The sequence below is a fragment of the Streptomyces sp. CB01881 genome (assembly GCF_002953255.1).
Taxonomy (GTDB): Bacteria; Actinomycetota; Actinomycetes; order Streptomycetales; family Streptomycetaceae; genus Kitasatospora.
Genome location: NZ_CP026498.1, coordinates 7,952,862 through 7,962,566, shown reverse-complemented (window position 1 = coordinate 7,962,566; position 9,705 = coordinate 7,952,862). Strand labels below are relative to the sequence as shown.

Sequence of the window (9,705 nt, the reverse complement as noted above, 5' to 3'; positions counted from 1 at the left end):
TTTCGGCGCCAGGTAAGCCATTGGACCCAGGAATATCCTCCGAATTCCTCCCGGCTCTGCCGGGAATACAACCAGGCGCTTTCAGGGCGCACTCGAACCAGACGGACTTGCCGTGCTTCTGGGGCTCGGTCCCCCAGCGGTGGGTGAGGCCCTGGACGAGCCGGAGGCCGCGCCCGGACTCCGCGAACTCGCAGGGTTCGCGCTGCTCGGGGAAGTCGGTGCTGTCGTCGCTCACGGAGACGCGGAGCGTACGGCCGAGGATCAGGACCAGGACGACGGGCGAGGTCGTCCCGCCGTGCCGCCACGCGTTCACGATGAGCTCGGCGAGGGCAAGTTCGGCATCCGCGATGGACTCGAAGTCCCAACCGGCGCGCGCCATGGCGGCGCGCAGGGCCTCGCGGGCGAGGGCGAGGGAAGGGGAGTTGAGGGTGCAGTTACACACGGGGAATCTCCCTGCGGTGTAGGCGATGAAGGACGCACCCGGAGGGTCCGTCGCCGTGAGCGAGCGCGCAGCGGGGTTGGCGTCGCCGCCTGCACGTGCTCTTCGGTGCCCGGGCAGCCGGTACCAACTGCCCTGCTCATGGACGTTATTGACTACCCATCCGGTGATCGGTGCATCACAGACTGTAGGGCATAGTGGGGTACATGTACCACCACTTCTGGGACATGTACCTCTATGTGGCTGGACTCTCGATACAGTCCCGATGGATGCTTGACCCCATGTCCTCTCCCCCGAGTGCACGAAAGCAGCGGATCGGTATCGAACTGCGCAAGATGCGCGACGCCGCCGACGTAACCGCTGCTGAGGCTGCCGCTGTCCTCGGACTGGCTCGCACGAAGATCACCCTCATCGAGCAGGGGAGTTACGCCGTGACCCCCAAGCGGGTGATGGCCCTTGCTCACAGATACGAGGAAGCCGACTCCGCGTACGTCAGTGCACTCGCCGCGATGGCGGGCGATCGGACCAAGGGGTGGTGGGAGGAGTACCGAGGAGCAGTACCGCCCGGCTTCCTTGAGATCGCCGAGTTCGAGTACAACGCGAAAGGCATGTGCTCGTATCAGATCTGCCATCCGCCAGGGCCGATGCAAACTGAGCAGTACAGCCGGGCCGTCTTCCGCGAGGCCGAGCCGCCCTTGACGCCTCGCATCGTCGAGACTCGCATCGAACATCGCATGCGGCGATGCGAGACGTTGATGAAAGACGGCGCGCAACCGTATACAGCCATCGTTCACGAAGCTGCCCTTCGCATGCGCTTCGGAGGGCGCGCGGTCACCCGGGACCAGTTGGACCGGATGCTTGAGCTATCCCATCTCCCGCACGTGACGCTGCGAGTCGTGACCTTCGAGTCGGGCGGCTTCGTAGGATCCGGTCAAGCGATCATCTATGCGAGGGGCGACGTACCACGGCTCGACACGGTTCAGTACGACTCGGTCGACGGCCCGATCTACCTCCACTCAGCGGAACACCTGGAGAAGTACCGCGCGATCGTCGACAAGATGACTAACCGGTCTCTCTCGATCGAGGGTTCGCGGGACTTCATCGCAAGAGTCAAGAAGGAGATCTAGATCGATGGACGACACCCTCTGGATGCGACCCACCGCATGCGCCAATTCCAACAACTGCCCGGAAGTGGCCATCACCTCTGACACCGTCTACCTGCGCAGCAGCCTCAGCCCATCCTCCATCGCCCAACTGACCAAGGACGAATGGCGCGTCCTCCTCACCGGCATCCGCAACGGCGAGTTCGACGTCTGACTCCGCTCTCCATTCGGCGCAGGAAGTCGACCTCATCGACTTCCTGCGCCCGCTCACTCCCACGCCGCCGTCTGGCATGATCACCTGCCCAACCACCCTGGGGGAGCACCGACATGGCCGACAGCGTCTACGACCGCCAGACCGCCGCCGACTACCGCACCGCCCGCGAGGTGCCCCGCGACGGGCTCACCGCGTGGCGGCAGGCCGTTGCCGAGGCCGCCCCGCTCACCCCCGGTTCGACCGTGCTGGACGTGGGCGCCGGCACCGGGGCCTTCGCCGCCGCATTCCACGACTGGTACGGCGTGCGGGTCCTGGCCGTCGAACCCGCCGAAGCGATGCGGGCGTTGATCCCCGACTCCCCGGGCATCGAGGTGCTCGCCGGAACGGCCGAGGCCCTGCCCGTACCGGACGGCTGCGCGGACGCGGCCTGGCTCGGCTCGGTGCTCCACCACCTCACCGACCTGGAGGCCGCCGCCCGCGAACTGCGGCGCGCCCTTCGGCCGGGCGCGCCCGTGCTGATCCGCAACACCTTCCCCGGGCGCTGCGACCGGGACCTCCGGGTGCGCTACTTCCCCGAGACCGCACGGAGCATCGACGGCTACCCGAGCGTCGACCAGGTCTGCGCCGCCTTCGCCACCGCCGGCTTCGCCCGCGTCGCCCTCCGCTCCCTCCCCCAGCAGAGTGCGCCGACCCTCGGCGCCTTCGCCGACGGGCTGCGGCGCGAGGCCGACTCCAAGCTCCGTGCCCTCACCGACACCCAGTATGCCGACGGGCTGGCCCGTCTCCGGGCGGCCGCCGCTGCCGCACCGGACGAGCCGGCCGTCAGTTGGATGGACCTCCTGGTCCTGGCCTGACCGCAAGCCGCCAGGCACCGGGCACCGGGCACCAAGCACGCCAACCGCCGCTGACCGCCACCCGACACGGTGGCGGTCAGACGGTGCCAGGGGCGCAGTCGCTACCCGCGCGCCGTGCGGTAGAAGGTGCGCCGTGCCCAGAGGTAACCGATCCCGGTCAGGGCGACGCACCAGCCCAGCGCGGCCACCGCGCTGCCGCCTATCTCCGTGCCCATCAGCAGGCCGCGCAGGCTCTCGATGATCGGGGTGAACGGCTGGTACTCGGCGAACCACCGCAGTGCCGTCGGCATCGAGTCCGGCGGGACGATGGCGCTGCCGATGAAGGGCAGGAACTGGAGCGGCATCGGGATGTTGCTGGCGCTCTCCGGCGTCTTGGCGACCAGGCCGATTCCGGCGGAGAGCCAGGTCAGGGCCAGGATGACGAAGAGGAGCAGGCCGGCGACGGCGAGCCACTCCACCGGGGTGGCGTTGGGCCGGAAGCCCATCGCGAGGGCGGCGGCGAGCACGAGGACCAGGCCGATCGCCGTCTGGATGACGCTGCCGACCACGTGGCCGGTGAGGAACGCCGAGCGCGATATCGCCATCGTCCGGAAGCGGTTGACGATGCCCTCGGTCATGTCGACGCAGACGCCGATCGCCGTCACCAGGGCCCCGGACGTCGCCGCCATCAGCAGAATGCCGGGGGTGACGTAGTCGATGTACTCGCCGGCGCCGATGCCCAGGCCGAGCGCGCCGCCGAACGCGTAGTTGAACAGCAGCAGCATCATCACGGGCATCATCACGACCGCGAAGGTCAGCGACGGGTACCGCTGCGCGTGCTTGAGGTTGCGCCGCAGCATCGTCAGCGAGTCGCTGACGGCGTAGGTCGTCGCGCTGCTCATCGGGCGGCCCCCTCGGTCAGGGTGAGGAACACGTCGTCCAGATCGGCCGTCTCCACGACCAGCCGCTCCGCTCGCACCGAGGCGTTGTCGAGTACGTCGAGCACGGTCTTCACGGTGAGGACGGAGTTGTCCCCGGGGATGTCCAGCCGCAGGGCCTCGATGTCCACCGTCGCGTAGTCGAACAGCGCGGCGGCCGCGCCCAGCTGGGCGCCGTCCGCGAAGTGGAGCCGGATCCGCCCGCCGGGGACGATCCGCTTGAGCTCCTCGGCCGTGCCCTCGGCGACGATCCGGCCGCCGTCCAGGACGGCGATCCGGTCGGCGAGCTGGTCGGCCTCGTCCAGGTACTGGGTGGTCAGGAAGATCGTCACCCCATGGTCGCTGACCAGCCCCCGGATGATCTCCCACATCGTCCGCCGGCTGCGCGGGTCCAGCCCGGTGGTCGGCTCGTCGAGGAAGATCACCTCCGGGTCGCCGACCAGCGTCATCGCCAGGTCGAGCTTTCGCCGCATGCCTCCCGAAAAGGTGGCCACGGGCTTGCGCGCGGCCTCCGTGAGATCGAAGCGGGCCAGCAACGCCTCCACCCGCCTCCGCCCCTCCCGACGGCGGAGGTGGTTGAGGTCCGCCATCAGCAGCAGGTTCTCCTCGGCGGTGAGCAGGTTGTCCACCGCCGAGAACTGACCGGTCACCCCGATCGCCGCCCGCACCCCGTCGGCCTCGCGGACGAGGTCGTGCCCGGCCACCCGGGCCACCCCGCCGTCGGCCGGGATCAGGGTGGAGAGGATCTGCACGGTGGTCGTCTTGCCGGCCCCGTTCGGCCCGAGGAGGGCGAACACGGTGCCTGCCGGGATCTCCAGGTCGACGCCCTTCAGCACCTCCTTGTCCCCGTAGGACTTGGTGAGCCCGATCGCCGAGATCGCCGCCATCACGCCCTCCGGACGATGATGCTGCCCACCTGGGTCCGGCCGCGGACCTCGACGGTCTCCCGGGCGTCGCCCGGACCCTCCGCCGCACCGAGGGTGTTGCGCACCGTGCCGAACTTGCTGTGCACGTCGAGCCAGGCCGCCGTGCCCTCCGCGATGCCGACCTCCACGTCCCCGACGCCGCTCTGCACGACGACCTTGCCCCGGACCACCCGGCCGAGCCGGATGTGGCCGTTGGCCGTCTTGGCGTCCACGCCCGCCTCGGCGAGGCCGACGTGGATCCGGCCGTTGGAGGCGTTGGCCGTCAGCTCGCCGTACACCTCGTCGATCTCGGTGTCGCCGTTGCTGTTCTTGACCGTCAGCCGGCCCCCGACACTGCCGACCTCGATCCGGCCGGCGCCGGACACCTCGGCGTCCCCGGAGACCGCGCCGACCCGGATGTCCCCGTGGTCGGTCTTGAGCCGCACGCCCTCGGCCCGGTCGATCTGGATCCGCCCCATGGAGGCCTTCAGCCGGCAGTCGCCGAGCGGGCCCTCGGTGACGAAGTCGGCCATCGGGGAGTCGGCGTGCACCTCGGAGCCCGACGGCAGTTCGACCAGGACCTCGATCGAGCCCTTCTTGTTGGAGAACACGGTGCGCTGCTTGGGGCCCTTGAGGGTGAGCCGACCACCGGCGAAGTCGACCTGGGTCAGCTCGGCGGCCTTGACGTCCGCCTCCCTGGCTGCGTTGGCGGGGCGGACCTCGACCACGGTGTCGGTGCGCTTGCCCGCGCGGATCCACACCGTGCCGATCTCGAACTCCAGGGTGGCGGAGATCGGTCCGTCGGTCTCGTACGTAGGCATGACTGTCCCGTCCTCTTGACTCGTGTAGGTGTTCCCGCTGGTCGGAGCGGGGGTGACGTGGAAGGTGCAGGGGGTTCGGATGGTGCGGAAGCGTCAGTGGACCCAGCCGGTGAAGCCCTGGCCGCCGACGCCGCGCGGAGCACGGATGCCGGGGCCGGCCACCGGGCGGGCGGCGGACTCACCGCCCTCCAGTGCGCCGGCGACGGCCCGGACCAGCCAGGCGTTGAGGGACAGGCCCTCCTGCCCCGCGGCCTCCTCCGCCCGGGCCTTGAGGTTCGCGGGCAGGCGCAGGTTGATCCGGGCGGTGCCCGACTCGTCCGACTCCGGTGCCACCGACGGCACCGCCGACGGAGCCCCCGGTGAACCGGATGGCACCACCGGAGCCACCGGTGGCATCACGAACGACGCATCGCTGTGGAAGCTGTCGGAGCCGGGCGGTACCGTCACCACGAACTCCGGGTCGAGCCCGCGCAGGCGCACGTCCACCGAGCCCGGGGCGAGGTCACGGGTGACTTCGCCCATGGCGGCCGAGAGCGCGTTGAGCAGAGTGAGCCGCACGGCCGAGTCCAATGGGAGGGCCAGCCGCTCGGCCAGCGCGCGGGCCTCCTCCCCGCCGGCGGCGGCGGCCACCGCGAGCTCGTTCCGGAGGTTTTCGACGTACGGCGTGAGGTCCATGGCTTCAGCATGGCACAGCCGTGGTGCCATGTCGAGGCATTAATGGCACCACTTTGGCACCACGGTGCGGGAAGGGGCCGCGCCGGAAGCAGCACCGCCCCGCCGGCCGAAGCCGACGGGGCGGTGGGGTGCGGTGCGGGAAGGGGCTCAGGCCCGCCATGCCGCCAGGTAGGCGTCGATCTCGTCGGCGATCCGGGCCTTGCCGGCCGCGTCCAGGAAGGACGCCTCGACCGCGTTGCGGGCCAGCGCGGCGACGCCGGCCTCGTCCAGGTCCAGCAACCGGGCTGCCACCGCGTACTCGGTGTTGAGGTCGGTGCCGAACATCGGCGGGTCGTCGCTGTTGACGGTGACCAGCAGGCCCGCGTCCACCATCCGCCTGATCGGGTGCTCCTCCATCCGCTCCACCGCCCGGGTGGCGATGTTGGAGGTCGGGCAGACCTCCAGCGGGATCCGGTGCTCGCCGAGGAAGTCCATCAGCGCCGGGTCCTTCACCGCCTGCGTGCCGTGGCCGATGCGCTCGGCGCCGAGCACCCGCAGCGCGTCCCAGACCGTCTCCGGGCCGGTGGTCTCACCGGCGTGCGGGACGCTGCGCAGGCCGGTCGCGCGCGCCCGGTCGAAGTACGGCTTGAACTGCGGGCGCGGAACGCCGATCTCCGGGCCGCCCAGGCCGAAGCTGACCAGGCCCTCGGGGGCGAGGTCGACGGCGAGCCGGGCGGTCTCCTCGGCGGCGGCCAGGCCGGCCTCCCCGGGGATGTCGAAGCACCAGCGGAGCACCACGCCGAGCTCCTTCTCGGCGCGCAGCCGGGCGTCCTCGATGGCCTCCATGAAGGCGACGTCGGGGATGCCGCGGCTGACCGACGAGTACGGGGTCACGGTCAGCTCGGCGTAGCGGATGTTCTGCCGGGCCATGTCCTCGGCGACGCCGTAGGTGAGCGCGCGGACGTCCTCGGCGTCGCGGATCAGGTCGACGACGCTGAGGTAGACCTCGATGAAGTGCGCGAAGTCGGTGAAGGTGAAGTACTCGGCGAGGGCCGCGGGGTCGGTCGGCACCTTGGCCTGGCCGCGGTGGCGGGCGGCCAGCTCGGCGACCACACGCGGCGAGGCCGAGCCGACGTGGTGGACGTGCAGCTCCGCCTTGGGCATGCCGGCGATGAACGCCTCGATGCCCCGGTTCCCGCTGGGGTTTCCGATCCGACTTCCGTCCGGCTGGACCACGGTGGTGCCCTTCTTTCCTCTACGCGCGTATCAAGCAGTGTCAGCCAGAATAAGCACACCCGGCCCGGCACGGCGCGGCCCGGCTCACCCGCCGAGCGCGACCGCCACCGTGTGGATCAGCAGGCCGGCCAGGGCGCCGACCACGGTGCCGTTGATCCGGATGAACTGGAGGTCGCGGCCGACGTTGGCCTCGATCTTGCGGGAGGCGTCGTCCGCGTCCCAGCCCGCCACCGTCTCGGAGATCAGCGAGGTGATCTCCGCGCGGTAGGTGTCGACCAGGTACTGGGCCGCGTCCTGGAGCCAGCCGTCCACCTTGGCCTGGAGCTTCGGGTCGGTCGCCAGGCGCGCGCCGAACTCGCGCACGCCCGTGCGGATGCGCCGGCGTAGTTCGCTGTCCTCGTCCTCGGCGGCGTTCAGCACCAGGGAGCGGACCGCGGCCCAGGTGGAGGCGATCAGGTCCTGCACCTCGGAACGGGCCAGCAGGTCCTCCTTGGCCCGCTCGACCCGGGCGATGGTCTCCGGGTCGGTCTGCAACTCGGTGGCGAAGTCGGCGAGGAAGTTGTCGACGGCGCCGCGGGCCGGGTGCTCGGGGTCGTCGCGGATGTCGGTGACGAACCGCATCAGCTCCTTGTAGACCCGCTCGCCGACCTGGTGGTCGATGAACTTCGGCGTCCAGCCCGGGGTCTTCTGGGTGACCTTCTGGACCACCTCCTCGTGGTTCTCGGTCAGCCAGTCGTGCGCCCGCACGGTGACCAGGTCGACCACACCGTGGTGACCGCCGTCGGCGACCACCTTGCCGAGCATCCGGCCCATCGGCTCGGCGACCGAGGTGGCGGAGGCCCGCCGGGTCACCGCCTCGCCGACGACCGCCTGCACGTCGTCGTCGCGCAGCACCGCGAGCACCCCGCGCAGCGCGGCCGAGGCCTCCTTGGTGACCCGCTCGGCGCTGCCGGGCGCGGCCAGCCACTCGCCCAGCCTGCGGGCGATGCCGAGCGCGGCGAGCCGGCCGCGCACCACGTGGCCGGAGAGGAAGTTGTCGCCCACGAAGTCGCCGAGCGACCGGCCGAAGGCGTCCTTCTTGGTCGGGATGATCGCGGTGTGCGGGATCGGCAGGCCGAACGGGCGGCGGAACAGCGCGGTCACCGCGAACCAGTCGGCCAGCGCGCCCACCATGCCCGCCTCGGCGGCCGCTGCGACGTAACCGGCCCAGGCACCGGCGCCGGCCGCCTTCGCCCAGGTGGCCAGGGCGAAGACCAGGGTCGCGAAGGCCAGCAGGCCGGTCGCGATGGTCTTCATCCGGCGGACGCCGCGTCTCTTCTCCTCGTCGGCCGCGGTGAACCGAACGCCGGGCCCGGTCCCGCTGAAGGCTTCGTCACTCACCCCGCCAGTCTGCCCCTTGCCCAGCGCGAGCGAACGGCGCGCCCCGCCACCGCGCGCCGGGAGCCCGCCGCCACGCGCCCGAGGGCACCCGGGCACGCGGCCGGCGCACTCGTCGAGCACGCGCGGCCGGGCCACAACACCCCCGGCCGGCGGGCAGGCGCGCGGCCGGGGCGTGGCGCCCCCGGCCGCGCGCCGCCGCATCAGCCGATCGCGACCTCCGCGTACATCCGGGCGATCACGTCCTCGATCGCGGGCTCGCGCACCGAGAGGTCGACCATCGGGTACCGCCCGGCGACGGCCGCGACGATGGGGGCGGCGCTCTGCTGGGCCGGGAAGGCCAGCCACTGCCGCGGCCCCTCGACCTTCACCACCCGGGCGCCGGCCACCTCGATCGGGGGCCCGGTCTCGGCGAGGTCGACCACCAGGGTCCGCTCACTCTCGCCCGCCGCGTGCAGGCCGTCCAGTCCGCCGTCGTAGACGACCCGGCCGTGGTCGATCACCATCACCCGGTCGCAGAGCTGCTCGATGTCGGTGAGGTCGTGGGTGGTGAGCAGCACGGTGGTGCCCTGTTCGCGGTTGACCTCCCGCAGGAACTCGCGCACCTTGCCCTTGCTGACCACGTCCAGCCCGATGGTGGGCTCGTCCAGGTAGAGCACCTGCGGGTCGTGCAGCAGCGCCGCCGCCAGGTCCCCGCGCATCCGCTGGCCGAGCGAGAGCTGGCGCACCGGCGTGTCCAACAGGTCGCCGAGGTCGAGCAGTTCGACGCAGCGTTCGAGGTTGGCGCGATATCGCTGGTCGGGGATGCGATAGAGGCGGCGGGCGAGTTCGTAGGAGTCGCGCAGCGGCAGGTCCCACCAGAGCGTGGTGCGTTGCCCGAAGACGACGCCGATCCGGCGGGCCAGCGCGACGCGTTCCCGGGCCGGGTCGACGCCGGCGACGCGCAGCCGCCCGCCGGAGGGCACCAGGATGCCGGTGAGCATCTTGATGGTGGTGGACTTGCCGGCGCCGTTCGGGCCGATGTAGCCGACGCACTCGCCGGCCTCCACCTTGAAGCTCAGCCCGTCCACGGCGCGCACCTCGCGCTTCTCGCGCCGGAACCGGCCGGCCTTGGCGCGGACGGTGAAGGTGCGACGGACGTCGTCGAGTTCGATCAGTGCCATGGGAGTTCTGCTTTCACGAGGG

Annotated in this window: 11 protein-coding genes; 3 read left to right on the top strand and 8 right to left on the bottom strand. The window is 71.1% G+C overall.

Annotated elements, in window-relative coordinates; translation table 11 throughout:
* Window positions 1–442, bottom strand: a 442-nt coding sequence (locus tag C2142_RS24815) for an ATP-binding protein (protein ID WP_162002545.1), incomplete at its 3' end; no start/stop codon positions are given.
* 203 nt (window positions 443–645) lie between these two features.
* On the opposite strand from C2142_RS24815, the gene C2142_RS24810 reads away from it, so the two are divergent.
* From C2142_RS24810 to C2142_RS24800, 3 genes are all read left to right on the top strand, one after another.
* Window positions 646–1,566 carry a DUF5753 domain-containing protein gene (locus tag C2142_RS24810; RefSeq protein ID WP_148645012.1) on the top strand — a complete coding sequence of 307 codons (921 nt, stop codon included), beginning with the start codon at window positions 646–648 and terminating at the stop codon, window positions 1,564–1,566.
* 4 nt (window positions 1,567–1,570) lie between these two features.
* Window positions 1,571–1,756 (top strand): DUF397 domain-containing protein, encoded by a 186-nt coding sequence (locus C2142_RS24805; RefSeq protein WP_148645011.1) that lies wholly within the window; start codon window positions 1,571–1,573, stop codon window positions 1,754–1,756.
* 113 nt (window positions 1,757–1,869) lie between these two features.
* Window positions 1,870–2,610 carry a class I SAM-dependent methyltransferase gene (locus tag C2142_RS24800; RefSeq protein ID WP_148645010.1) on the top strand — a complete coding sequence of 247 codons (741 nt, stop codon included), beginning with the start codon at window positions 1,870–1,872 and terminating at the stop codon, window positions 2,608–2,610.
* Between the two features lie 101 nt (window positions 2,611–2,711).
* On the opposite strand, the gene C2142_RS24795 is transcribed toward C2142_RS24800, so the two are convergent.
* The 7 genes from C2142_RS24795 to C2142_RS24765 form a co-directional block, all read right to left on the bottom strand.
* Complete coding sequence (locus C2142_RS24795; protein ID WP_148645009.1) at window positions 2,712–3,491, bottom strand: ABC transporter permease; 780 nt, start codon at window positions 3,489–3,491, stop codon at window positions 2,712–2,714.
* Window positions 3,488–4,414 (bottom strand): ATP-binding cassette domain-containing protein, encoded by a 927-nt coding sequence (locus C2142_RS24790; protein WP_148645008.1) that lies wholly within the window; start codon window positions 4,412–4,414, stop codon window positions 3,488–3,490. Before C2142_RS24790 ends, C2142_RS24795 begins: the two co-directional genes overlap by 4 nt.
* Entirely contained in the window at window positions 4,414–5,253 is an 840-nt protein-coding gene (locus C2142_RS24785; protein ID WP_148645007.1) for a DUF4097 family beta strand repeat-containing protein, read from the bottom strand. Before C2142_RS24785 ends, C2142_RS24790 begins: the two co-directional genes overlap by 1 nt.
* Before the next feature lie 93 nt (window positions 5,254–5,346).
* Window positions 5,347–5,928 carry a toxin-antitoxin system HicB family antitoxin gene (locus tag C2142_RS24780; RefSeq protein ID WP_148645006.1) on the bottom strand — a complete coding sequence of 194 codons (582 nt, stop codon included), beginning with the start codon at window positions 5,926–5,928 and terminating at the stop codon, window positions 5,347–5,349.
* Between the two features lie 147 nt (window positions 5,929–6,075).
* Window positions 6,076–7,143, bottom strand: coding sequence for an adenosine deaminase (locus tag C2142_RS24775; RefSeq protein WP_174315734.1), 1,068 nt, complete (start codon window positions 7,141–7,143; stop codon window positions 6,076–6,078).
* Window positions 7,144–7,227: 84 nt separating this feature from the next.
* Window positions 7,228–8,523 carry a DUF445 domain-containing protein gene (locus C2142_RS24770; RefSeq protein ID WP_241002755.1) on the bottom strand — a complete coding sequence of 432 codons (1,296 nt, stop codon included), beginning with the start codon at window positions 8,521–8,523 and terminating at the stop codon, window positions 7,228–7,230.
* A gap of 200 nt (window positions 8,524–8,723) precedes the next feature.
* Window positions 8,724–9,683, bottom strand: a complete 960-nt coding sequence (locus C2142_RS24765; protein ID WP_148645005.1) for an ATP-binding cassette domain-containing protein — start codon at window positions 9,681–9,683, stop codon at window positions 8,724–8,726.
* Window positions 9,684–9,705: the final 22 nt, after the last annotated feature.